The following is a 21551-nucleotide window of genomic DNA, read 5'->3' on the forward strand; positions in this document are numbered from 1 at the left end:
CCGTCTCGGTGCCGGGCCACTGTGCTGCGGTGGGGAGCCACCTGCGGATGCCGGGGCCGAGCGGCGGATCCGGATCGTCGGTGGTGCGGTCCAGTGCCGAGCGAGGGGTCGACGGGGCGTTCCTCCCGTCCGGCTCCGGCCGTCGGCTGTCGAGTGGTGGCACCGGGCCGAGCCACCTTCCACGACCGCGTCCTCGGCACCCCTTCGGACCTGACGAACGCGCGGACACGCCACGGCCCTCGTGAGCCTGCGTTCCGTACCGCAGGAGGGTCGGGACAGGGCTGCGGCAGCAACGTCCCGGTCGCCGCCGCGGAGGACCGCGCTCGACGAGACGGCGCCGGTCACTCCTCGGGGAGTGGCCGGCGCCGTCTCGGGGGCCCGGCCGCGCGGGCCGTGTGCTGCGGCCTAGTGCGCCTTCGCCAGCGTCCCGAGGTAGAGCTCGATGACCTTCGGGTCGTGCATCAGCGACTCACCGGTGTCGGTGTAGGCGTTGCGGCCCTGGTCGAGCACGTAGCCCCGGTCGCAGATCTGCAGGCACCGCCGGGCGTTCTGCTCGACCATGATGATCGAGACGCCGGTGGCGTTGATCCGGCGGCAGCGGATGAACACCTCGTCCTGGTAGGCGGGGGACAGGCCCGCCGACGGCTCGTCCAGCAGCAGGACCGACGGGTCCATCATCAGCGCCCGGCCCATCGCGACCATCTGCCGCTCACCGCCCGACAGCGCCCCCGCCTTGCCCTTGCGCCGCTCGCCGAGCAGCGGGAACAGGTCGATGACGTAGTCGAAGCGCTCCTTGAACGTCTTCGGCCGCAGGTAGACGCCCATCTGCATGTTCTCCTCGATGGTCAGCGAGGGGAACACGTTGTTGTTCTGCGGCACGTAACCGACGCCCAGCGACACCAGCCGGTGCGCCGGCGCGGAGGTGATGTCCTCGCCGCGCAGCGACACCGTCCCGGACCGCACGGGGATCAGCCCGAACAGTGCCTTGAGCAGCGTCGACTTTCCGGCACCGTTCGGCCCGATGATGCCGACGAGCTCGCCGTCCTGCAGGTAGAAGTCGCAGCCACGCAGGATGTTCACGCCGGGCACGTAGCCGGCCACCAGGTCGTCGGCGCGCACGAGCGCGCCCTCGGCGAGGCGCATGTGCTCCTCACGGGTGGCCGCCTTCTCGGCGGGGGAGAGCTGCGTGGAGGCGACGGTGTCGGCGCGGGTGAGGTCCTCGCCGGACTCGTCGACCTCGAACAGTGGCTCGCTCATCGCTCGGTCCTCTCCGGGCCAGCGTCGGTGCTCAGCACGTCACCGTCGGTCTGCTCCTCGCGCGCGATCGCCTTCTCCGCCTGGGCGAGGACCTGGTCCTCCTCCTCGACCGTCAGCGGGGCGTCGTGGTGGGCGCCCAGGTAGGCGTCGACCACGGCCTGGTTCTGGCTGATCGACTCGGGTGGCCCCTCGGCGATGATCCGGCCGGCGGCCATGACGACGACCCAGTCGCTGATGTCGCGGACGACGTCCATGTCGTGCTCGACGAAGATCACGGTCATGCCCTGCTCGCGCAGGTCCTTGACGTGCCCGAGCAGGCTCTGCGTCAGCGCCGGGTTCACCCCGGCCATCGGCTCGTCGAGCATGACCACCTTCGGGTCGCTCATGAGCGCCCGAGCCATCTCCAGCAGCTTGCGCTGACCACCCGACAGCGTGCCGGCGAAGTCGTCCTTCTTCGCGTCCAGCTTGAAGCGCCGCAGCAGCTCCATCGCCTTCTCGGTGTTGGCCTTCTCCTGGGCGCGCCACGTGCCCGGCACGAGCGCGCGGAGGAAGCTCTCACCCCGCTGGCCCTGCGCCCCCAGCAGCATGTTCTGCAGCACGGTGAGCCGGGACAGTGCCTTGGTGAGCTGGAAGGTGCGGACGACGCCCAGACGGGCCACCTGGTGCGGCGCCAGCTTCCCCAGCGACTGGCCGTTGAACGACCACGTGCCGGTGTCGGGCTGGTCGAAGCCGGTGAGCAGGTTGAACAGCGTCGTCTTGCCCGCGCCGTTGGGCCCGATCAGGCCGGTGATCCCGCCGCGCTGGATCTCCAGGTGGTCGACCGAGACGGCGGTGAGGCCACCGAAGGTCCGCGTCACGCCGTCGACCACGACGGCGGGGTCGGGCTTGGCGACGCCGACCTCCCAGGGGAGGTCGCGCAGCGCCATCTGGGCCAGCCGCCGGGGCGCGCCGCCGTCGCCGGGGGCAGCGCCGGTCGAGCCGGCGCCGGACGCCGTGGCGCCGTGCGGGGTCGGGTCAGCGGGCATCGAGCATCACCTCTCGTCGGTCGCCGAAGATGCCCTGTGGTCGGAAGACCAGCAGCAGCATGAGGCCCAGCCCCACGAGCACGAAGCGGATCGCCGCCACGTCGGTCGCGGTGAGCAGGCCCTCCGGGATGACGCCGTTGCTGATGAGCGTGCGCAGGCCGGTGTCGGCGAACTGCACGATGAACAGCAGCAGCATGGCCCCGATCACCGGGCCGAGCACCCGCGCCGCACCACCGAGGATCAGCGCCGCGTATGCCAGGAAGGTGTTCGCGTTCTGGTACTGGTCGGGGATGGCCGAACCGGTCCCCACGGCGTAGATCATCCCGCCCAGCGCACCGAAGACGCCACCGAGCACGAGCGCCTGCATCTTGTAGACGTAGACGTTCTTGCCCAGCGCCCGCACGGCGTCCTCGTCCTCGCGGACGGACTTGACGACCCGGCCCCACGGGCTGCGCATCAGGGCCCAGACCAGCAGGCAGCCGAGGATCACGAGGACCCACCCGACCAGCGCCACCCACAGCTCGGCGCCGGACCACGACGTGCCGAGGATGGAGTACCGCTGGCTGGTCTCCCACGGGGCGAGCGCGACGAAGTCGCGGTTGAACGCGGCCAGACCCCGGGTGCCACCGGTGACCTCCGTGGCCGACACCGAGCGGAACAGCAGCCGCAGCCCCTCCGCGGTCGCGATGGTCGCGATCGCCAGGTAGTCGGTGCGCAGCCGCAGGGTCGGCAGACCGAGCAGCAGCGCCAGGACGACGGCGGCGAGCAGGCCGACGACGACCCCGACCCAGAAGTTCAGGCCCCACTGGGTCACCGAGACGGCGATGCCGAACCCGCCGAGCATGGCGAAGGCGATCTGGCCGAAGTTGAGCAGCCCGGTGTACCCGAACTGCACGTTGATGCCGATCGCGAGGAGCGCGAAGAAGATCGCCTGGAAGCCGAGACCGGCCTTCAGGGCGATCGACAGCGCGTCGAGCAGCTCTCCCATGGCTCAGCCGATCCGTGCGCGGCTGCCCAGGATCCCCTGGGGCCGGATGACGAGGATGACGATCAAGAGCAGCAGCCCGCCGACGTACTTCATGTCGTCGGGGATGACCAGCGTGGACATCTGGACGAAGACGCCCACCACGAGGCTGCCGACGAGCGCGCCGTAGGCGGTCCCGAGCCCGCCCAAGGTCACCCCGGCGAACATGAGCAGCAGGAGCCGGAAGCCCATGTCCCACTGCACTTGATCGGACAGGCCCAGCAGCACGCCGCCCAGAGCGGCCAGGGCCCCGCCCATCATCCAGACGACCATGATCACCCGGTTGACGTCGATGCCGGACGACGCGGCCAGGTCGCGGTTGTCCGCGACCGCCCGCATCGCCTTGCCGATCTTCGTCCGCTGCAGCATGACGGCGACGAGGATCAGCACGACCACCGAGATGACGATCGAGAACAGCGCCCGGTTGGTCAGGTTGAACAGGCCGTAGTCGACCGCCCGCTGGGACTGGTACTGCCCGTACGGGCTCGACCGGCCGCCGTAGAAGATCTGGATGGCGTAGCGCAGCAGCAGCGACAGGCCGATCGAGACGACCAGCGCCGCGATCAACCCGGTTCCGCGGCGGCGCAGCGGCCGCCAGATGCCCAGCTCGTTCAGCGCGCCGACGACGCCCCCCACGACCATGGCGAGCAGAGTGGCCGGGACCAGGGGGATCCCGCCCTGCACGTTGATGTACCAGGCGACGACGGCGCCGATGGTCACCAGCTCGCCGTGCGCGAAGTTGGTCAGCCCGGTGGTGCCGAAGATCAGCGACAGCCCGACGGCGCACATGGCGATCAGCAGGCCGAAGCGCAGGCCGTCGACCAGCAGCTGCACCGCCCGGATGCCGCCCCCGCCGGCTCCGCGGCTGCCGTCCTCGAGGCCGATGTTGACCGGCTGGCGCCGTCCCTCGTCGACCGTCACGGTCCGGCTGTTCGAGCCGCTGAGCGACACCCCCTCGGGGAGGTCGTCGGCGTCGATGCTCACCACGTACTGGCCGGGGCCGGGGAGGTCGACCGACCAGCGGCCGTCCTCGTCGGTCTCCACCTCGTCGATCCGCTCGCCGTCGGCGGTCTCGACGAGCACCTCGACGCCCTCGATCGGGCCGCTGAGGCTGGTCTGGAGAGTGCCGGCCACGGCCTCGCCCTGGGCGTGCGCCACGCCGGGCGTGAGGGCCGCCAACCCGAGTCCGAAGGCCAGGACCAGCAGCATCCGGACGAGCCGGTGCCCTCCCGACGGCCGCCGGTGGCCCGCGGATCCGTGCGGGGCCCTGCCGGGGCCCGATCGTCGACCGTGCCGGCGGGCACGGTTTCCCGCGTGCGTCACTCGACCTCCCAGGGCGGATGATTGAGCACGGACCCTAACCCGGTTGTGTTGCGGAGCTCTCTCTCCTGACTGACCTGTGACCTTTCCGCGACACGCCGCTGTGATGACGGTGCGTGTTCGTGCGGCGCGTCGGCGTGATCAGGGCTGATCAGCGGTGCAGTCTTCCCCCACCGTCCGGGGGAGGGCTCCTGTGCCAGGAAGTGGTTCGCGGTCCCGCGTGGTCACGCGCACGGCGCGTCCGGCCGACCTGCCCGCCGTCCTCTCGCTCGTCCGCCAGTACCGTGCCGACGCCCACGCGGAGGAGGTCCTCACCGGGCACACCCGCCTGAATGCCGCGGCGTCCGGGTTCCGCCGCCTGCTCGAGGACGGGGGGCACCGTGTCGTCCTCGCCGTCGTCCCGGGGCCCGACGCGGCCGCCGGGGGCGACGGCGGGGAGGTCGCGGTCGGCCTCGCCGTCCTCGGACTGGACCCGCTGTCGCTGGTGCTGGGCAATCCCCAGGTGACCGTGGACTCGTTCGTCGTCCACCGCGAGCACCGGCGACTCGGCGCCGGCGCCGTCCTGCTGGCCGCGGCGGCGGCCTACGCCCAGGAGAACGGGGCGGCGCACGTCGTCGCGGCGGTCGGGGGCCACGAGGCGGAGCGGCAGCGCTTCTTCGCCCGCATGGGCTTCGCGCCGCTCACCACGCGCCGGATCGTGGCCCTGGACTCGCTCAGCCGGTCGCTGGTCGCTTGGCAGCGCGGCGGCGTGCCTTTCCCGGCACCCCGCCGCGGACCGATCCGGAGGCGGCCGGTCGGCCGGGCGGCGCCGTCGACGGGTGCCGTCGCCGCCGAGGGCTGAGCCGGTCGTCAGCCCGCCCGCTCCGGCAGGGCCATGGTGGTCAGCCGCGCGGTGGCGGTGGGCCGTCCCTCGTCGTCGGTGACCTGGATGAGGAACGTCGACAGGGTTCGTCCGCGCCGGACCGGCGTGCACACCGCCGTGACCGTGCCCGATGTGGCCGCGCGCAGGTAGCTCACGTTGAGCTCGATGCCGACGACCTGGCGCTGTGGCCCCGCGGCGAGCGCGCCCGCCATCGACCCGATGGTCTCCGCCAGCGTGCACGTGGCTCCGCCGTGCAGGAGGCCGAACGGCTGCTCGTTCCCCGGCACCGGCATCGTGGCGACCAGTCGGTCGGGGTTCCAGTCGGTGACGCGGACACCGAGCTTGTCGTCGAGCGGGCTGGCCATGCCTGCGGGCAGCCAGTCAGGGGGAGGCGTGGTCACCCCGGCACGGTAGCCAGTCGCGGCTCCGGTGCAGGGTCCCGGCCCGAGCTCGCGCGGGTCGGGGGGCAGTGTGGCCCCGGTGCAGGGTCCCGCCGCGAGCTCGCGCGGGTCGGGGGCAGTGTGGCCCCGGTGCAGGGTCCCGGCCTGAGCTTGCGAGGGTCGGGGGGCAGCGGGGTCCTTCTAGGATCGGACGTGATGTCCGCACCGGTCTCCACCTCCGCGTCCACCCCCGTCGCCACGTCCCCGGGGCTGCGTCCGCGGCTCCTCCTGCTCGACGGCCACTCGCTGGCCTACCGCGCGTTCTTCGCCCTGCCGGTCGAGAACTTCTCGACCACGACGGGCCAGCCGACCAACGCCGTCTACGGCTTCACGTCGATGCTGATCAACGTCCTGCGCGACGAGCAGCCCACGCACCTGGCAGTCGCCTTCGACGTCAGCCGGAAGACCTTCCGCAGCGAGATCTACGCCGACTACAAGGCCAACCGCTCGGAGAGCCCGACCGACTTCCGCGGCCAGGTCAGCCTCGTGCAGGAGGTCCTGGCCGCCCTGCACATCCCGGTCATCACCGCGGAGGGCTACGAGGCCGACGACGTCATCGCCACCCTCACCGTCCAGGCGGTCGAGCAGGGCATGGACGTCCTCATCTGCACCGGTGACCGGGACGCGCTGCAGCTGGTCAACGAGCACGTGACGGTGCTCTACCCGCGCAAGGGCGTCTCCGACCTGACCCGGTTCACCCCGGAGGAGGTCGAGAGCAAGTACGGCCTCAGCCCCGCCCAGTACCCCGATTTCGCGGCCCTCCGGGGCGACCCGAGCGACAACCTGCCCAGCATCCCGAGCGTGGGGGAGAAGACCGCGGCCAAGTGGGTGCGCGAGTACGGGTCCCTCGACGCGCTGGTCGACCAGGTGGACACCGTCAAGGGCAAGGTCGGCGAGAAGCTGCGGGAGCACCTGTCCTCGGTGCTGCAGAACCGCCGGCTGACCGAGCTCGACCGCTCCGTGCCGCTCGAGGTGGGCCCGGCCGACCTCGTCGTCCAGCCGTGGGACCGCAACGAGGTCCACACCCTGTTCGACAACCTCCAGTTCCGGGTGCTGCGCGACCGGCTCTTCGCGACCCTCACCAGCGCCGAGCCCGAGGTCGAGGGGGGCTTCGAGGTCACCGCCGACGAGGTGCCCGCCGGCGGCCTGGGCGACTGGCTGCAGGCCAACGCCCGCACGGGCCGCACCGGCGTGATCTTCCGGGGCAGCTGGGGGCGGGGGACCGGTGAGCTCACCGGTCTGGCGCTGGCCGCGGCGAACGACCACGCCACCTTCGTGGACGTGGGGCCCGACCTCGACATCGCCGACGAGCAGGCCCTGGCCGCGTGGCTGGCGGACCCGACCACCCAGAAGGTGGTGCACGAGGTCAAGGGCCCGCTGCTGGCGATCTGGTCGCGCGGCTGGGAGCTGAACGGCGTCATCAGCGACACCGCCCTCGCCGCCTACCTGGCCATGCCCGGTCAGCGGTCCTTCGACCTCGGTGACCTGGCCGTCCGCTACCTGCGCCGCGAGCTCAAGGACGCCGCCGAGCCCGAGGGCCAGCTGACCCTCGACGGCATGGGTCCGAGCGAGGCCGACCTGGCCGCCGCGGCCGCGCACGCCGACGTCCTCAAGGCCGTCGCCGTCAACGACCTGTCCGACGCGCTGGAGACGGTCCTCGGCCAGCGCGGCGGCGACCAGCTGCTCGGCCGGATCGAGCTGCCACTCACCCGGGTGCTCGCGGCCATGGAATACCGCGGCATCGCCGCGGACCTGGACTTCCTGCACGACCTGCAGAAGGAGTTCGCCGACGGCGTGGCCGCGGCGGCGGCGGAGTGCTACGCGGTCATCGGCCGTGAGGTCAACCTGGGTTCCCCCAAGCAGCTGCAGGCGGTGATCTTCGACGAGCTGGGGCTGCCCAAGACCAAGAAGAACAAGACCGGCTACACCACCGACGCCGACGCGCTCACCTGGATCTTCGAGCAGACCGGCCACCCGTTCATGGAGCACCTCCTCCGCCACCGCGACGTCACCCGCCTCCGCACGGTGATCGACGGCCTGATCCCGATGGTCGACGACGGCGGGCGCATCCACACGACCTTCCAGCAGACGATCGCCGCCACCGGCCGGCTGTCCTCGACCGACCCGAACCTGCAGAACATCCCGATCCGCACCGCCGAGGGCCGGCGCATCCGCCAGGCGTTCGTGGTCGGTAAGGGCTACGAGTCGCTGATGACGGCGGACTACAGCCAGATCGAGATGCGGATCATGGCCCACCTCTCCGGCGACGAGGGGCTGATCGAGGCGTTCATGTCGGGGGAGGACCTGCACTCCTTCGTCGCCTCGCGGGCGTTCGACATCCCGATCGAGGACGTCGACCCCGAGATGCGCCGCCGGATCAAGGCCATGAGCTACGGCCTGGCCTACGGGCTCTCGGCGTACGGCCTCTCGCAGCAGCTGAAGATCACCCCCGAGGAGGCGCGGGGGCAGATGCACGCCTACTTCGAGCGCTTCGGTGGCATCCGCGACTACCTCGACACCGTGGTGGAGGAGGCCCGGCTGACCGGCTACACCGAGACCACCCTCGGCCGCCGCCGCTACCTCCCCGACCTCACCAGCGACAACCGTCAGCGGCGCGAGATGGCCGAGCGCATGGCGCTCAACGCACCCATCCAGGGCTCGGCCGCCGACGTCATCAAGGTGGCGATGCTCAACGTCGAGAAGGCCATCGCCGCCGAGGGGCTGGCGTCACGCATGCTGCTGCAGGTCCACGACGAGCTGGTGCTCGAGGTGGCGCCGGGGGAGCGGGAGGCGCTGGAGGGGCTGGTGCGCCGGGAGATGGCCGGCGCGGCGCAGCTGTCGGTGCCGCTGGAGGTCTCGGTCGGCTTCGGCCGGACCTGGGACGAAGCCGCGCACTAGGACGTCGCGGTCGGGCCGTCGAGGCGCCGCCAGCCGTGCACCACCCGGCGGCTGTCCGCGTCGAAGCGGAAATAGCTGCCCTGCCCCGGCTGGTCGTGCCGGCGGTCGATCGGGACGCCGAGCAGGTGGCACAGCAGCAGCGTCCCGACGCCGCCGTGCGAGACGATCGCCAGGTCGCCGGTCGCGCGCGACACCGCTCGCTCCGCCGCCGCGACGATGCGGCGCTGCGCGTCCACGGCACGCTCCCACCCGCGGATGCTCTCCCGCGGCCGGGCGAAGAACTGGTCGGCCACCGCCTCGAACTCGGCGGGCGGCAGGTACCCGGTCCCGGAGCGGTCGTTCTCGTGCAGCGCCTCGTCCACCGTGCGGGGCGCGGCGGCGCGCGCCGCGAGCGACTCCGCCGTCTCGACGGCCTTGCGCTCGGCGCTCGACACCACACTCGTCAGCGCCGGCACCCACGGTTGCGCCAGGAGGTGCTCCAGTCGCGCCCGTCCGGCGGGGCTGAGCGCCCACTGCGGAACCGGCACGTCCGGCCGCACCGCGACTTCCGGGTGGGTGATGAAGAAGACCCGCACGCGGGCAGTCCACCGTGCCGCCGGTCCTCCGGTCCACACCCGGCCGGATGGCGTCCGACTCCGGCGGTGCCGTCCGCACGCGACGGGCCGGGGCGGTCACCTCAGCGGCGGCAGACCAGGACGAGCGTGCCCGGGACGAGCGCGCCGCGGGCGGGTGACCACTGGCCCCAGTTCTGCGTGCGGCCCGGCGTCCACTCGGGTTCGACCAGGTCCTCGAGCACGAGGCCCGCGCCCACGACTGCCCGCACCCAGTCACCGACGGTGCGGTGGTGCTCGACGTAGACCGTCCGCCCCGCCGCGTCGGTCTCCACGTACGGGGTGCGGTCGAAGTAGGAGGACACGATCCGCAGGTCCTCCGGATCGGGGGAGTCGGGGAAGGGCCAGCGCATCGGGTGGTTCACCGACGCGACGAACCGGCCCCCCGGCCGCAGCACACGGGCCACCTCCCGCAGTGCCGCCCCGACGTCGGCGACGAACGGCAGACCACCGAACGCCGAGCACGCGAGGTCCAGCGAGGCGTCGGTGAAGGGCAGCGCGCCTGCGTCGGCCTGCACCAGCGGGAGGTCGATCCCCGTCGACCGGTTCAGCTCCGCCGCGCGGGCGAGCATCCCGGCGGAGAGGTCGAGAGCCACGACGTCGGCCCCTTGGCGCCGCAGCCAGCGCGCGCACGGTGCGGACCCACAGCCGATCTCGAGCACGCGACGCCCCGCGACCTCCCCGAGCAGGTGCGCGTCGGCCTCCCGCAAGCCCTCGGGGCACCACAGGAAATCGACGTCCCCGAGGTCAGCACCGTGCTCGGTGAGGTAGGCGGGGGCAGCGGCGTCCCACCACCGGCGGTTGGCCCGCACCGACTCCTCGGCACCGGCCGGGCGGCGGGCGACCCCACCGGCCGCGGGATAGCCGTCGTCGGCGAGCGGGAGGGAGGGAGAGTCGACCATGGCGCGCCGATCGTGACACGCCGGGAGACCGGTTTCCCGCGTCGCACCCAGGTGGACCGGCGGGTCTCGGCGTCCGTACCATGGGGGACGCGCCAGAGGTCTGTCGTGGTTTTCCCCATGCGGGAACGCCAAGCCCGGCTCTCCCCGCTGAACCTCCCCGCGGCTCCACGGTCGCGGGTCGTCCTGTCCCTACGCATTCCCCGTCCGGAGCAACCAACCACATGACCTCCACCCAGGTCCGTCCTTCCAGCACCCCCCAGGTCGCCGTCAACGACATCGGCTCTGCCGAGGACTTCCTCGCGGCGATCGACCAGACGATCAAGTACTTCAACGACGGCGACATCGTCGAAGGCGTCATCGTCAAGGTCGACCGGGACGAGGTGCTGCTGGACATCGGCTACAAGACCGAGGGCGTCATCCCCTCGCGCGAGCTCTCCATCAAGCACGACGTCGACCCCAACGAGGTCGTCAGCGTCGGCGACGAGGTGGAAGCCCTCGTCCTCCAGAAGGAGGACAAGGAAGGCCGGCTGATCCTGTCCAAGAAGCGCGCCCAGTACGAGCGCGCGTGGGGCACGATCGAGGCCAAGAAGGAAGCCGACGAGGTCGTCACCGGCACCGTCATCGAGGTCGTCAAGGGCGGCCTGATCCTCGACATCGGCCTGCGCGGGTTCCTCCCCGCCTCGCTGGTCGAGATGCGCCGCGTCCGCGACCTGCAGCCCTACGTGGGCCGCGAGCTCGAGGCCAAGATCATCGAGCTCGACAAGAACCGCAACAACGTCGTCCTCTCCCGCCGCCAGTGGCTGGAGCAGACCCAGTCCGAGGTCCGCAGCGAGTTCCTCAACAAGCTCGCCAAGGGCCAGGTCCGGACCGGCGTCGTCTCCTCGATCGTCAACTTCGGTGCGTTCGTGGACCTGGGCGGCGTCGACGGCCTGGTGCACGTCTCGGAGCTGTCCTGGAAGCACATCGACCACCCGTCCGAGGTCGTCGAGGTGGGCCAGGAGGTCACCGTCGAGGTCCTCGACGTCGACCTGGACCGCGAGCGGGTCTCCCTGTCGCTGAAGGCGACGCAGGAGGACCCGTGGCGTCAGTTCGCCCGGACCCACCAGATCGGTCAGGTCGTCCCGGGCAAGGTCACCAAGCTGGTTCCTTTCGGTGCGTTCGTCCGCGTCGACGAGGGCATCGAGGGCCTGGTGCACATCTCCGAGCTGGCCGAGCGCCACGTCGAGATCCCCGAGCAGGTCGTGCAGGTCGGCGACGAGCTCCTGGTCAAGGTCATCGACATCGACCTGGACCGCCGCCGGATCTCGCTGTCGCTCAAGCAGGCCAACGAGGGCGTCGTAGGCGAGGACGACCAGTTCGACCCCGCGGCCTACGGCATGGCCGCCTCGTACGACGAGCAGGGCAACTACCTCTACCCCGAGGGCTTCGACCCCGACACCGGCGAGTGGCGCGAGGGTTACGAGGCCCAGCGCGAGGAGTGGGAGCGGCAGTACGCCGAGGCCCAGGCTCGCTACGAGGCGCACCGCAAGCAGATCGCCGCGGCGAAGGAGGCCGACGCCGAGGCCGCCGCCGGTGGCAACTACTCGAGCGAGGGTGTCGACTCGGTGGGCGCCGAGGTCTCCGGTGGCACGCTGGCCAGCGACGAGGCCCTCGCCGCGCTGCGGGCCAAGCTCGCCGGCGGTGAGTGAGCAGTAGCTCGGCTCTGAACGCCAGAGGCCCGGCACCCTCTCGGGGTGCCGGGCCTCCGGCGTTCTCGGGTACGAGAGAAGGCCCGTGGACGGTCGTCCACGGGCCTTCTCGCGGCGCCGCTCAGAGGCTGAGGATGATCGCGAACGCGGTGCGGGGGCGGCCGCCGGAGCCGGCCAGGAAGCTCCACGTGTGGCGCCCGCCCGACGGCGCCGCGAACAGCCACTGCAGGAACGTGCTCCGCCGGGCGGTCCCGGTGCGTTGGAACTGCATCCGCTCGCGGACGGCAGGGATGTCGGTGCAGCGCACCCCGGTGGGGGCACCGAGCCGGTGACGTCCGGCGCCCCGGCGGGCGGCGCGGAACGACGAGGGACCGGTGGGGGTGGGACGGGACATGGTCGAGTTCTGCCTCTCTCGGCGGGGAAGATCGCCGGGACGGACGTTAGTGCCGTGACGCGTGTGACTCGTGCGACGCGCCGGACGGGGCGGGCGTGCGTTACCCGCCCGTGACCTGACGCGGGTCGGCCGTCCTCCCGGCAGTGGCTAGTGTCCGGTCGTGCTGCGCATCGGACTGACCGGCGGGATCGGCTCGGGGAAGAGCACGGTCTCGGCCCTCCTGGCCGCGCGCGGTGCGGTGATCGTCGACTCGGACCGCATCGCGCGTGAGGTGGTGGCCCCGGGCAGCCCGGGCCTCGCGCAGGTCGTCGAGGCCTTCGGCGAGGGAGTCCTGGCGCCCGACGGCTCCCTCGACCGGGCGGCCCTCGCGGCCGTGGTCTTCTCCGACCCCGAGGCGCGCCGGCGGCTCGACGGCATCGTCCACCCCCTGGTCCGGGCGCGGGCCACCGAGCTGGCCGCCGCCGCCCCGCCCGACGCCGTGGTGGTGCACGACGTGCCGCTGCTCGTCGAGACCGGCCAGGCGTCCTCCTACGACCTCGTGCTGGTCGTGGAGGCAGATGCCGCGACGCGGGTGTCCCGGCTCGTCCAGCGGGGCCTCACGGCCGAGGACGCCCGTGCCCGGATCGCCGCCCAGGCCTCCGACGAGGAGCGCCGGGCGGTGGCCGACGTCGTCCTGGACAACAGCGGCCCGCCGGAGCAGCTGGCGGAGCAGGTGGACCGCTTCTGGACCGAGCGCGTCGCCCCGGTGGCCGGGTGAGCGGGGCTCCGCCGGTGCGGCCGACCCCGGCGCCCGAGGTCCGCCGGGCCCAGGTGACGACCTGGGTCGCGCTGGTCGTCGTCGCCGGGGGATCGGCCGGTGCCTTCCTGCTCGACCAGGACGCCAACCCCGTGGCGCAGGGGCTGCTCGCCGTGGTCGCGGCCCTGGAGATCATGCTCGCCGTCGTCTGGTGGCGCTCCCGCAGGCGGCGCGACCGTCCCTGATCGCCCTTGGCCGGGAACGACGAGAGCCCCAGGTCGACGACCTGGGGCTCTGCTGGTGGGCGATACTGGGATCGAACCAGTGACCTCTTCCGTGTCAGGGAAGCGCGCTACCGCTGCGCCAATCGCCCCTCCCGGCCTCGCGACCGGACCCTCCTCCGCGCTCGTGCTCCGCGAGGAGACGAGGTGGAGACGGGATTTGAACCCGTGTAGACGGCTTTGCAGGCCGTTGCCTCGCCTCTCGGCCACTCCACCGCACGCGGGCGCCAGTCTCTCGACCAGCGCCCGAGGTTCCGAGCGGACGACGGGATTCGAACCCGCGACCCTCACCTTGGCAAGGTGATGCTCTACCAGCTGAGCCACGTCCGCGTTGCGTGGAGAACTCTAACCGACGCCCCTGGGCCCTCCAAGCAGGGGGGTCCCTGCGCGTCCCGGATCGGGGCCGCAGGGACCGTTCCCGCAGGTCAGCGACCCGAAGGGTCCGCCCCACCGTTGGACAGCAGGACGTGCAGCTCGTCGTCGAGGTCGAGCTGCTCGCTCTCCGACCCCGAGGGCACGAGGGCCTCGGTGTGCCGGAGGAAGGCGGCCACCGTCGCCCGGGACAGCTCGAAGAGCGCCTCGCCCGAGGGTGCCCGCAGGTGGAGGAACAGCACGTCGCTGGCGCCGTGCGCCGGCCACAGCCGGACGTCGCCCTCCCCGGCCGGTGCCTGCAGCCCCGCCTGGAGCAGCTCGCGGCTCAGCAGCCAGGCGATGCCGCCGTCGTCGGGATCGACCACGCCGCTCTCGTCGCCCACGTCACCGAAGGCGATCCGTACGGCGAACGGGTCGGCGGCGTCGTAGCAGAGCAACGCCGGTACCTCGGTCCACGACTGCGGACCGACCAGCTGAAGCGTGATGGGGGAGGAGTACCCGCGGGTCCATCGGCTCGGCATGTCAGGTCAACGACCGTCGGGTCTCGGAGTGACGAGGCATTGCACTTCCTTCACATCTGTCACACCCGTCACGCGGGCGGGTCATCGTCGCCCCTGACATGCCCGCGACGGGCGGTGGTGAACCGTCGAACCCGGCCGATGAACCGCCGCACGGGCGGTGTGCGAAGACCGCATGTGAGCATGGGAGCCGTGATCTCCACGGCGCGGCGTCCGGACGATGCGGCCGGGGACGCTGACGTCGTCCGCCGCATCCGTGCGGGGGACCGCAGCGCGGTGGACGACCTCTACGAGCGGTTCCGCCGCCCGGCCTTCGCGCTGGCACGGCGGATCCTCGGCGACGACGCGCTGGCCGAGGACGTGCTGCAGGAAGTGTTCCTGAGCGTGTGGCGGGACCCCGCCGCCTTCGACCGCGGGCGGGGCAGCGTGGCCTCGTGGCTGCTCGCCGTCGTGCACCACAAGGCGGTGGACGCCGTCCGGCGCGAGGAGTCGCAGCGCCGGCGACAGGCGCAGGCAGGGGACGAGCTGGTGCTGGACGCGCCGACGGCGACGCGCGACGTCGAGGAGGAGGCCTGGTCCCGCATGGTGGCCGAGCAGGTGCGATCGGCGATGGGTCTGCTCCCGGCCGGTCAGCGCGAGGCGCTGACGCTCGCCTACTACGGCGGCTACACGCAGCGGGAAGTGGCCGCGCTGACCGGCACGCCGCTGGGCACGGTCAAGACGCGCATGCTCGCCGGCATGCGGCGGCTCAGGCAGGAGCTCGGCGGCCCACCGGGCGGGGGCGCCCTCGGGGACGCCGTGACGGTCGAGGAGTCGCAGGCATGACCGCCGGCCACGCGATCTTCGACGAGCTCGCCGTCGGCTGGGCGCTGCACGCGCTCGAACCCGAGGACGAGGCGCTCTTCGCCCGCCATCTGCCCGGCTGCGCGCGCTGCGCGGCGACCGTCGCCGAGACGACCGAGGTCATGGGGGCGATGGCCGCCGACCTGCCGCCGGCCGAGCCCTCGGAGGGGCTGCGGTCACGGCTGCGCGCCGCGGTCGCCGAGACCGGGCAGGCGCACCGTGCCGCCGTCCCGGCGGATCCGCCGCCCGTGTCCGTCCTCCCGGCCCGGCCCTCCCGTCGCCGTGGACTGTCCCTCGCGCTCGCCGCGGCGTTGCTCGCCGCGGCGGTCGGGCTGGGCTCCTGGATCGTCGGCCTGCGCTCCGACCGTGCCGAGCTCGCGGCGGTCGTCGCCGAGCAGCGGGAGGTCGTCGACGCGCTCCTCACCCCAGGGCGCGCCACGATCGCGCCCCTGACCCGGGACGGCCGGACGGTCGCCACGGTGGTGGCCCGGGACGACGAGCTGCACGTCGTCAGCCAGGGCCTGCCGGTCAACGACGCCGAGGCCACGAGCTACGTGGTCTGGGGACTGGGCGGGGACGCGCCGGAAGCACTGGGGACCTTCGACGTGGAGAGGACACAGATCGGCCTGCGAACCGTAGGCTCCGGGTCGACCGGTCTCGACGACTTCGCGCAGTACGGCATCAGCATCGAGCCCGGCCAGGAGGCTCCGTCGGCACCGACGGAGGTCGTCGCGACCGGGCAGGTGACCAGCTGAGCGACCAGGAGACCGCGGCACGGCCGGCGCCGGCGCACCGGGAGACCGCGTCCGAGCGCCGCGCACGCTACGACGCCGACGAGGTGCGCAGCCTGCGCGAGCGGGTGGCCCACACGCGCTGGCGGCGCCGGATCGCGGCCCGGCGCAGCCTCGAGCACGGCTACCGGGTGGGCGTCGGCATCGTGGGTGCGGTGATCGTGTGCCTCGGGCTGGCGACCATCCCGTTGCCGGGTCCCGGTTGGCTGACCGTCATCGCCGGCCTGTTCGTCCTGGCCACCGAGTTCACCTGGGCCGAGCGGCTGCTCGAGTTCACCAAGAAGCACGTCAAGCGGTGGACCGACTGGGTGAGCGCGCAGCGGGTGTGGGTGCGGGTGCTGATCGCGGCGGCCACGGCGGCGTTCGTCTACGGCATCCTCGTCGTCACCCTGCACCTCGTGGGCGTACCGGACTGGGTGCCGGGGTGGGTGCCGCTCTGGCGGTGAGGATCTGGCACAATCGATCGCGTCCCGGGCGATTGGCTCAGTGGTAGAGCGCTTCGTTCACACCGAAGAGGTCACTGGTTCGAACCCAGTATCGCCCACAGACGCAGAACGCCCCCTCCCGCGGCCGGGAGGGGGCGTTCGCGCGTTCGGCTCCTACTCGACGTAGCCGTTGGCGGCGCAGTCCTGACCCACGAGCATGCCGCCCTCGGTGAGCGCGCCCTCGAGGTAGCTGGGGTCCTCCCCCGCGCTCACCGCGTCGGCGGTCAGCTGCAGGCCGTCGGACAGCTGCTGCACGCTCTGGACGAAGGCCGGGTCCGACGTGCCGGCGGCCGCGCCCTCGATCGCGGTGCGGGTGGTTGCGACCACCTGCGCGAACTCCTCGGGGGTGGTGGCGGCCATCATCCCGCTGTCCATGTCCACCAGCGCGGGAAGGATGACCTGGCACGCCGCGACGACGCCCTGGGCATCGGTCCCGGGCGTCACGGCGCCCGCGCCGGTGTCGGCCGGCAGCTCGAGCTCCTCGGCCGGGGTCTCGACCACGGCGTCGGACTGCGCGGCGGTCTCCGACGCCTCCTGGACCGCGGCGAACGCCAGGGCGAAGATCGCGATGCCGATCACGATGAAGACGATCGACAGGATGAGGCCGGCGAGGGCCAGCCCGCGGCCGCCTTCGCGGCGCTTCTTGATCTGGCTGAGGCCGATGGCGCTGAACACGAGGCCCAGCGGGGTGAACACGAAGGCGAAGACCAGGCCCAGGATGGCCATGGTGTTCGTCTTCTGCGGCTGCTGCGGATACGGCGCGTGAGCCGGCTGCTGGGCCGGGTACGGCTCCGCCGGGAGCTGGTCCTGGCCATAGGGGTGCTGCGACACGTGGTCTCGCTTTCGTGGGGCCGCCTGGTCGGCAGCCTGGAGGTGGTCGCGGGAACACTAGGTTCGATCGAGAACGACCTGGTCCGGGACGGCGGAGACACCCGGGGCGCCGGCCGCATCCGTCCCGGGCGACCCACGACCCACCGTCGGCACCACGGCCAGGGACTCGACGACGGTCGTCGGCGGTGCTCACCGGTACTCGACGAGCCGCACCATCCCGTCCTCCATGTGGTGGTGGTTGTGGCAGTGGAACAGCCACCGGCCCGGGTTGGTCGCCAGGAAGTCGAAGGTCACCTCGCCGCCCCGCGCGGGAACGGCGACGGTGTCCTTGACCGGTCCGAGCCCCGTCGGCGTCAGGACCTGGAAGTGGTGGCCGTGCAGGTGCATGGGGTGCCACTTGGAGCTCGTGTTGCGCATCCGGACGCGGACCCACTCGCCCTCGGCCACCGGCAGCGGGTCGGCGTCGGGAAAGCTCTGCCCGCCGATCTGGGTTCCCGAGAGCACGAAGTCGTAGGTCCGGTCGGGAGCGCCGGCGGGCAGCGACAGCGGCTCGCGCGCCACGACCTCCTCGTAGGCGACCAGCCGGCCGTCGAGCTCCGCCGGCCGTTCCGCCACCGCGGGAGCCGGCGACGCGTCGCTGCCGGTGCAGCGCAGCACCGCGCGGCCCCAGCCCGGCCGCCCCTCCGGCTGCACGCCGATCTGCCAGACCCCACCGGACGGCGCGGCCTCGAGGAGGACGTCGTACCGCTCGCCCATGCCCAGCCGCAGCGCGTCGACCGTCACCGGCTCCACCGGCATGCCGTCGGTGTGGGTGACGGTCAGCCGGTGGCCGGCGACGGCGACCCGGAACCCCGTGTCGGCAGCGATGTTCATGACCCGCAGGCGCACCCGGTCGCCCGGCCGCGCCTCGAGCACCGGCGGGTCCTCGGGCGGGCGGCCGTTGACCAGCAGCAGGGGATAGGCGCGGCCACCGAAGGACACCGCGTCCGCCGGGTCCGGGTCGGCCCCGGCCGGCTCGTGACCGGCGTGGGCGTCCATCCCGTCCCGCCAGTCGTCGAGCATCAGGGTGTACTCCCGGTCGTAGGACAGCTCCTCGTGCCGCGGTTCCACGATCAGCGGCCCGTAGAGACCGCGGTCCAGCTGGACGCCGACGTGCGCGTGATACATGAACGAGCCGGGGATCGGGGTCTCGAACTCGTAGGCGAAGCCGGCCCCCGGGGCGACGGGGTCCTGGGTGACGCCCGGGACGCCGTCCATGGCGTTGGGCGGGGCGAGTCCGTGCCAGTGGACCGTCGTGTCCTCGGACAGCTCGTTGCGCAGCTGCACCCGCAGCACCTCCCCGGCCCGGAGACGGATCTCCGGGCCGGGGACGGTGCCGTAGCCCCAGGTCGGTACGGCGTGCCCGGCCAGGTCCAGGCGCATCGGCGCCGCCGTCAGCCGCAGGCCCCCGGCGGTCCGGGGACCTGCGGCCGGCTCGCGGCCGGTGCAGCCGGTGACGAGCGTCAGGCCGGCGGCCGCGGTCAGCCCCAGGAACTGGCGTCGTGTGACCGGCATGCGGGTCCCGTCACCCGGCCGTGAACTCGGCGACCATGCCCAGGGTGAAGTGCGGCGGGCCGTCGCCCTCGTGCTCGTGCGTCGTTCCCTGCGGGATGAAGCACGCCGCCCCGTACCGCCCGGGCTCCAGCCGAAGGAACGTGGTGTCCGAGCCGCCCGGCTCGGCGAAGGCGGCACCGGTGAAGGTGATCATCGACATCAGCTGCTCCTCGGGCAGCGCGAGGAGCTCCTGGACGGGCTGGGTGACGTCGTCGTTGATGCGGGCGATGCCGATCTCGTGCAGCTCGTCGCCCTCGTTCGTGAAGGTCACGGCGACGACCCCCGCCTCCACCGTCTCGGGGATGCCCTCGTACTCGTAGTTCACCCCGGTGGCCTCGATCTGCTCGTAGCCGCACTCGGCGAGCATGTACTCGTCGATGCCGTCGTCGGCCTCCTGGTACTCCGGGCTCTCCAGGACCGACGGGTCGCCGCCGGCGAGGGCGTCCCTGACGATCCCGGCCGCCGTGTCGACGTGGTCGGCGACCTCCTCGGGAGCGGTCTCCTCGGCGCGGGCGAGCAGGGGCTCGACCTGGCCGGCGAACTCCTCCAGGGCGGCCTGCTGCTCCTCCGGCGGAGCGCTCTCGTCGATCGGCGGGCCCATGCTGAAGGCGGCCTCCACGTCGACCGACGCCTCGCAGAACTCGGCGGGGTCGGCGGCGGGCTCCGCCGGGCTGCTCGCCGCCGCCTGGGTGTCCTCCCCGCCCGGGTCGTCGGAGCCGCAGCCCACCATCGTGGCCGCGATCACGAGCGAGGCTCCGCCCACCAGCCAACGGCGCACTGCCGGCAGTCCGGTCGTCCTGTGCATGGTCTCCAACCTCTCTGGTGACGGACGGCGGGCGCCGGCCGTGTCGACGGTGCAGAGTCGCGGGGAGGAGGCCGCGGCGGAGGGGGTGGATACACGGCGCGACGCGGGAACACGCGGCTGACCTGCGATCCGTCACGGATCGTCAGCACGGTGGGCGGCTTGGTGACACCGCGGCGCACAGACATCCCCCGGTACCGTCCCGGTCGTGACGACGGGACGACCGGTGGGCCGGGTCGAGGAGATCCGGATCTACCCGGTCCGCTCCCTCGCAGGGAGGGCGCTGACCCTGGCGGAGGTCCTGCCGGGCGGCCTGGCCGGCGACCGCGTGTGGACGGTCCTCGGAGCCGACGACTCGCCGGTCCGGCCGAAGGAGGCACCCGCCCTGCGCGATGTGGAGCCGACCGGTGACCCGTCGGCCGACGCCGCGCGCCTCACCGAGCTCCTGAACCGGCCCGTGCGGCTGGCGCCCTCCCCGGCCGCGCGGCCGGACGTCGCGCCCGTGCACCTGGTCTCGCGCCAGGCCGTCGACCGAGCCGCCGCGGGCGAGGTGCCGGAGGGCTGCTCGGCGGAGGACCCCCGCGCCAACCTGCTGCTCGACCTCGACGGCGACGAGCGGGCCTGGGTGGGGCGCGAGCTGCGCGTCGGCGGGGCTGTCCTGCGGATCACCCGCACCCCGAAGCACTGCCTGGGCGTCTACGCCGACGTCCTCGCTCCCGGCCCGGTGCGCACCGGGGACACCGTCCTGCTGGTCTAGCCTGCCGCCGTGCGGAGGTGCCGGGCCAGGGCAGCCCTGGGGCTTCTCCTGCTGGTCGGCGGGTGCTCCGGTGCCGCCGAGCCCGCAGCGGACCGGCCGCACGCCGTTCGTCCGCCGACGCCTCCGGAGTCATTCACCCTGCTGGCTACCGGCGACGTGCTCGTCCACCAGGACCGGGTGCTCACCTCCGGTGCCCGCAGGGCCGACGGCGGCTACGACTTCTCCGGCGTCCTCGCGCCCGTCGCCCCGCTCATCGGCGCCGCGGACCTGGCGATCTGCCACCTGGAGACGCCGGTCGCCCCGGAGGGCGGCCCGTACCGGAGGTACCCAAGCTTCGCCGTCCAGCCGGAGATCGTGCCGGCGCTGGCCGGCGCCGGTTACGACCTGTGCTCCACGGCGTCCAACCACTCGCTCGACGACGGGACCGAGGGCCTGGTCCGCACCCTCGACGCGCTCGACGCGGCGGGCATCGCGCACACCGGCACCTACCGCACGGAGGCCGAGAGCCTGGCGCCCTCGCTGGTCGACGTGGGCGGGGTGACGGTCGGGCACGTCGCGGCGACGTTCGGCCTCAACGGCGTACCCCTGCCGGAGGGCCGGGCGTGGTCGGTGGACGTCGCCGCCGTGCCCGACGTCACGGGGATGCTCGCCGCGGCGGCGCGGGCCCGGGCCGCGGGGGCGGACGTCGTGGTCGCGAGCCTGCACTGCTGCCAGGAGTACGACCACGACCCGACCGGAGCGCAGGTCGCGGCGGTCCACGCGCTGCTCGCCTCGCCCGACGTCGACCTGGTGCTGGGCCATCACGCGCACGTGGTGCAGCCCTTCGAGCGGATCGGCGGGGAGTGGGCCGCCTACGGGCTCGGCAACCACGTGGCCGAGCACGCCACCCGCGGGTACGCGACGGAGGACTCGGTGGCCGCACGCTTCACGTTCACCCGCGGGGCCGACGGGCGGTTCGCGGTCACCGGCGCCGAGGCCGTGCCGCTGCGGATCGAGATCGGGGCCGACGCGGTGACCGTACGGCCGGCCGACCCGGCGACCTCCGGGCGGGTGGCCGAGGTGCTCGGCCGGCGGGGGGCCGTGGCGGCCGGCCTGGATATCGTCCCGGGCTGAGCGGAGGC

The 21551-nt window shown here is 72.8% G+C and carries 22 protein-coding genes and 4 tRNA genes; 11 read left to right on the forward strand and 15 right to left on the reverse strand.

Features of this window, described 5'->3' with window-relative positions:
• Window positions 1-405: 405 nt before the first annotated feature.
• Genes ACFSHS_RS12095 through ACFSHS_RS12110 form a run of 4 tightly spaced genes read right to left on the reverse strand, consistent with a single transcriptional unit; the run spans window position 406 to window position 4515 of the window.
• Complete coding sequence (locus ACFSHS_RS12095) at window positions 406-1257, reverse strand: ABC transporter ATP-binding protein (RefSeq protein WP_376875948.1); 852 nt, start codon at window positions 1255-1257, stop codon at window positions 406-408.
• Window positions 1254-2282 (reverse strand): ABC transporter ATP-binding protein, encoded by a 1029-nt coding sequence (locus ACFSHS_RS12100; protein ID WP_376875951.1) that lies wholly within the window; start codon window positions 2280-2282, stop codon window positions 1254-1256. Before ACFSHS_RS12100 ends, ACFSHS_RS12095 begins: the two co-directional genes overlap by 4 nt.
• Complete coding sequence (locus ACFSHS_RS12105) at window positions 2272-3270, reverse strand: branched-chain amino acid ABC transporter permease (protein WP_376875954.1); 999 nt, start codon at window positions 3268-3270, stop codon at window positions 2272-2274. The genes ACFSHS_RS12100 and ACFSHS_RS12105 overlap by 11 nt, the downstream gene beginning before the upstream one ends.
• A gap of 3 nt (window positions 3271-3273) precedes the next feature.
• A complete protein-coding gene (locus ACFSHS_RS12110; RefSeq protein ID WP_376875957.1) occupies window positions 3274-4515 on the reverse strand; it encodes an ABC transporter permease subunit in 1242 nt (413 codons plus the stop codon).
• A 331-nt stretch (window positions 4516-4846) separates the two neighbouring features.
• Between ACFSHS_RS12110 and ACFSHS_RS12115 the strand changes: the two genes are divergently transcribed.
• Entirely contained in the window at window positions 4847-5467 is a 621-nt protein-coding gene (locus ACFSHS_RS12115; protein WP_376875960.1) for a GNAT family N-acetyltransferase, read from the forward strand.
• Between the two features lie 8 nt (window positions 5468-5475).
• Here the strand turns inward: ACFSHS_RS12115 and ACFSHS_RS12120 are convergent, their stop codons facing one another.
• Complete coding sequence (locus ACFSHS_RS12120) at window positions 5476-5889, reverse strand: PaaI family thioesterase (protein WP_376875963.1); 414 nt, start codon at window positions 5887-5889, stop codon at window positions 5476-5478.
• A gap of 195 nt (window positions 5890-6084) precedes the next feature.
• On the opposite strand from ACFSHS_RS12120, the gene polA reads away from it, so the two are divergent.
• Window positions 6085-8826 (forward strand): DNA polymerase I, encoded by a 2742-nt coding sequence (gene polA, locus ACFSHS_RS12125; RefSeq protein WP_376875966.1) that lies wholly within the window; start codon window positions 6085-6087, stop codon window positions 8824-8826.
• On the opposite strand, the gene ACFSHS_RS12130 is transcribed toward polA, so the two are convergent.
• The gene (locus ACFSHS_RS12130) at window positions 8823-9401 is read right to left on the reverse strand and encodes a histidine phosphatase family protein (protein WP_376875969.1); all 579 of its coding nucleotides are present in this window, start codon (window positions 9399-9401) and stop codon (window positions 8823-8825) included. The genes polA and ACFSHS_RS12130 overlap by 4 nt on opposite strands.
• A gap of 101 nt (window positions 9402-9502) precedes the next feature.
• The gene (locus ACFSHS_RS12135) at window positions 9503-10339 is read right to left on the reverse strand and encodes a class I SAM-dependent methyltransferase (RefSeq protein ID WP_376875972.1); all 837 of its coding nucleotides are present in this window, start codon (window positions 10337-10339) and stop codon (window positions 9503-9505) included.
• Between the two features lie 221 nt (window positions 10340-10560).
• Between ACFSHS_RS12135 and rpsA the strand changes: the two genes are divergently transcribed.
• Window positions 10561-12027, forward strand: coding sequence for a 30S ribosomal protein S1 (gene rpsA / locus ACFSHS_RS12140; RefSeq protein WP_376875975.1), 1467 nt, complete (start codon window positions 10561-10563; stop codon window positions 12025-12027).
• A 121-nt stretch (window positions 12028-12148) separates the two neighbouring features.
• Here the strand turns inward: rpsA and ACFSHS_RS12145 are convergent, their stop codons facing one another.
• A complete protein-coding gene (locus ACFSHS_RS12145) occupies window positions 12149-12421 on the reverse strand; it encodes a hypothetical protein (protein WP_376875977.1) in 273 nt (90 codons plus the stop codon).
• A 160-nt stretch (window positions 12422-12581) separates the two neighbouring features.
• Between ACFSHS_RS12145 and coaE the strand changes: the two genes are divergently transcribed.
• Both coaE and ACFSHS_RS12155 read left to right on the forward strand, forming a co-directional pair.
• Window positions 12582-13178, forward strand: a complete 597-nt coding sequence (gene coaE, locus ACFSHS_RS12150) for a dephospho-CoA kinase (protein WP_376875980.1) — start codon at window positions 12582-12584, stop codon at window positions 13176-13178.
• Window positions 13175-13402 (forward strand): hypothetical protein, encoded by a 228-nt coding sequence (locus tag ACFSHS_RS12155; protein ID WP_376875982.1) that lies wholly within the window; start codon window positions 13175-13177, stop codon window positions 13400-13402. Before coaE ends, ACFSHS_RS12155 begins: the two co-directional genes overlap by 4 nt.
• 53 nt (window positions 13403-13455) lie before the next feature.
• Here the strand turns inward: ACFSHS_RS12155 and ACFSHS_RS12160 are convergent.
• The 4 genes from ACFSHS_RS12160 to ACFSHS_RS12175 all read right to left on the reverse strand — a co-directional run bounded on the left by ACFSHS_RS12160 (window position 13456) and on the right by ACFSHS_RS12175 (window position 14331).
• A tRNA-Val gene (locus ACFSHS_RS12160) sits at window positions 13456-13530 on the reverse strand.
• A gap of 53 nt (window positions 13531-13583) precedes the next feature.
• A tRNA-Cys gene (locus ACFSHS_RS12165) sits at window positions 13584-13654 on the reverse strand.
• A gap of 41 nt (window positions 13655-13695) precedes the next feature.
• Window positions 13696-13768, reverse strand: a tRNA-Gly gene (locus ACFSHS_RS12170).
• 95 nt (window positions 13769-13863) lie between these two features.
• Window positions 13864-14331 carry an SsgA family sporulation/cell division regulator gene (locus ACFSHS_RS12175; RefSeq protein ID WP_376875985.1) on the reverse strand — a complete coding sequence of 156 codons (468 nt, stop codon included), beginning with the start codon at window positions 14329-14331 and terminating at the stop codon, window positions 13864-13866.
• Between the two features lie 189 nt (window positions 14332-14520).
• On the opposite strand from ACFSHS_RS12175, the gene ACFSHS_RS12180 reads away from it, so the two are divergent.
• The 4 genes from ACFSHS_RS12180 to ACFSHS_RS12195 all read left to right on the forward strand — a co-directional run bounded on the left by ACFSHS_RS12180 (window position 14521) and on the right by ACFSHS_RS12195 (window position 16506).
• On the forward strand, window positions 14521-15153 hold the full coding sequence (locus tag ACFSHS_RS12180) for a sigma-70 family RNA polymerase sigma factor (RefSeq protein ID WP_376875988.1): 633 nt from the start codon (window positions 14521-14523) through the stop codon (window positions 15151-15153).
• A complete protein-coding gene (locus ACFSHS_RS12185) occupies window positions 15150-15926 on the forward strand; it encodes an anti-sigma factor (RefSeq protein WP_376875991.1) in 777 nt (258 codons plus the stop codon). The genes ACFSHS_RS12180 and ACFSHS_RS12185 overlap by 4 nt, the downstream gene beginning before the upstream one ends.
• A gap of 83 nt (window positions 15927-16009) precedes the next feature.
• Window positions 16010-16408 carry a TIGR02611 family protein gene (locus tag ACFSHS_RS12190; RefSeq protein WP_376875994.1) on the forward strand — a complete coding sequence of 133 codons (399 nt, stop codon included), beginning with the start codon at window positions 16010-16012 and terminating at the stop codon, window positions 16406-16408.
• Between the two features lie 26 nt (window positions 16409-16434).
• Window positions 16435-16506: transfer RNA gene (locus ACFSHS_RS12195), tRNA-Val, on the forward strand.
• A gap of 55 nt (window positions 16507-16561) precedes the next feature.
• Here ACFSHS_RS12195 and ACFSHS_RS12200 read toward each other — a convergent pair.
• The 3 genes from ACFSHS_RS12200 to ACFSHS_RS12210 all read right to left on the reverse strand — a co-directional run bounded on the left by ACFSHS_RS12200 (window position 16562) and on the right by ACFSHS_RS12210 (window position 19676).
• Window positions 16562-17278 (reverse strand): DUF4190 domain-containing protein, encoded by a 717-nt coding sequence (locus ACFSHS_RS12200; RefSeq protein ID WP_376875997.1) that lies wholly within the window; start codon window positions 17276-17278, stop codon window positions 16562-16564.
• Between the two features lie 189 nt (window positions 17279-17467).
• Entirely contained in the window at window positions 17468-18832 is a 1365-nt protein-coding gene (locus tag ACFSHS_RS12205) for a multicopper oxidase family protein (protein WP_376876000.1), read from the reverse strand.
• Between the two features lie 10 nt (window positions 18833-18842).
• Window positions 18843-19676, reverse strand: a complete 834-nt coding sequence (locus tag ACFSHS_RS12210; RefSeq protein WP_376876003.1) for a hypothetical protein — start codon at window positions 19674-19676, stop codon at window positions 18843-18845.
• A 205-nt stretch (window positions 19677-19881) separates the two neighbouring features.
• On the opposite strand from ACFSHS_RS12210, the gene ACFSHS_RS12215 reads away from it, so the two are divergent.
• Window positions 19882-20430, forward strand: coding sequence for an MOSC N-terminal beta barrel domain-containing protein (locus ACFSHS_RS12215; RefSeq protein ID WP_376876006.1), 549 nt, complete (start codon window positions 19882-19884; stop codon window positions 20428-20430).
• Between the two features lie 9 nt (window positions 20431-20439).
• Window positions 20440-21543 carry a CapA family protein gene (locus ACFSHS_RS12220; protein ID WP_376876009.1) on the forward strand — a complete coding sequence of 368 codons (1104 nt, stop codon included), beginning with the start codon at window positions 20440-20442 and terminating at the stop codon, window positions 21541-21543.
• Window positions 21544-21551 lie beyond the last annotated feature (8 nt).

The organism is Blastococcus deserti, from assembly GCF_042682525.1.
GTDB classification, from domain to species: Bacteria; Actinomycetota; Actinomycetes; order Mycobacteriales; family Geodermatophilaceae; genus Blastococcus_B; species Blastococcus_B deserti.

Bases quoted from the DNA above. Each gene is read 5' to 3' on its own strand.
- ACFSHS_RS12095 (WP_376875948.1), bottom strand. From the start codon at position 1,257: ATGAGCGAGCCACTGTTCGAGGTCGACGAGTCCGGCGAGGACCTCACC.
- ACFSHS_RS12100 (WP_376875951.1), bottom strand. From the start codon at position 2,282: ATGCCCGCTGACCCGACCCCGCACGGCGCCACGGCGTCCGGCGCCGGC.
- ACFSHS_RS12105 (WP_376875954.1), bottom strand. From the start codon at position 3,270: ATGGGAGAGCTGCTCGACGCGCTGTCGATCGCCCTGAAGGCCGGTCTC.
- ACFSHS_RS12110 (WP_376875957.1), bottom strand. From the start codon at position 4,515: ATGCTGCTGGTCCTGGCCTTCGGACTCGGGTTGGCGGCCCTCACGCCC.
- polA (WP_376875966.1), top strand. From the start codon at position 6,085: ATGTCCGCACCGGTCTCCACCTCCGCGTCCACCCCCGTCGCCACGTCC.
- ACFSHS_RS12135 (WP_376875972.1), bottom strand. From the start codon at position 10,339: ATGGTCGACTCTCCCTCCCTCCCGCTCGCCGACGACGGCTATCCCGCG.
- rpsA (WP_376875975.1), top strand. From the start codon at position 10,561: ATGACCTCCACCCAGGTCCGTCCTTCCAGCACCCCCCAGGTCGCCGTC.
- ACFSHS_RS12145 (WP_376875977.1), bottom strand. From the start codon at position 12,421: ATGTCCCGTCCCACCCCCACCGGTCCCTCGTCGTTCCGCGCCGCCCGC.
- ACFSHS_RS12175 (WP_376875985.1), bottom strand. From the start codon at position 14,331: ATGCCGAGCCGATGGACCCGCGGGTACTCCTCCCCCATCACGCTTCAG.
- ACFSHS_RS12185 (WP_376875991.1), top strand. From the start codon at position 15,150: ATGACCGCCGGCCACGCGATCTTCGACGAGCTCGCCGTCGGCTGGGCG.
- ACFSHS_RS12205 (WP_376876000.1), bottom strand. From the start codon at position 18,832: ATGCCGGTCACACGACGCCAGTTCCTGGGGCTGACCGCGGCCGCCGGC.
- ACFSHS_RS12210 (WP_376876003.1), bottom strand. From the start codon at position 19,676: ATGCACAGGACGACCGGACTGCCGGCAGTGCGCCGTTGGCTGGTGGGC.